This is a genomic window from Marinobacter sp. ES-1 (assembly GCF_000475255.1).
Classification (GTDB): domain Bacteria; phylum Pseudomonadota; class Gammaproteobacteria; order Pseudomonadales; family Oleiphilaceae; genus Marinobacter; species Marinobacter vinifirmus.
In genome coordinates this window covers 1-479 of sequence record NZ_AXBV01000008.1, presented here as the reverse complement: position 1 = coordinate 479, position 479 = coordinate 1, and the positions used below count along the sequence as shown (strand labels likewise).

Sequence of the window (479 nt, the reverse complement as noted above, 5' to 3'; positions counted from 1 at the left end):
TACACCGCCCAGTACGTCCGCCTGACCCGGCTGCTACGAGAGCTGACCATCGCCAAGGGCGATGGCCAATACTCAAAGCTCCTGACCAGCCTGGCCAAGGTCGACGTGCTGATCCTGGATGACTGGGGGCTGATGAAGCTGAGCGCGGAGAACCGGCGGGACTTGCTGGAGGTGCTGGAAGACCGACATGGCCGGCGCTCCACCATCGCCACTAGCCAATTACCCATCGAGGAATGGCACGGCGTCATCGGTGACGCCACTCTGGCAGATGCCATCCTGGACCGGCTCGTACACAACGCCTACAAGATCAATCTGCGGGGCGAATCCATGCGAAAACAGCAGGCAAAGTTGACGGGCACTGAGACTTCGGAGTAAGAAGAGAAACCCCGCGTCGCTACGCTCCGATGGGTGGCAGCCTTGCTCCGGTCCGGGTGGCAGGCTTCACGTGGAATGGGTGGCAACCTTCAGCGGTTTACGCA

The 479-nt window shown here is 61.2% G+C and carries 1 pseudogene; it reads left to right on the top strand.

From position 1 onward, the window contains the following. A pseudogene (gene istB / locus Q668_RS00545) lies at positions 1-375 on the top strand (IS21-like element ISSpu5 family helper ATPase IstB); the annotation flags it as partial. Positions 376-479 lie beyond the last annotated feature (104 nt).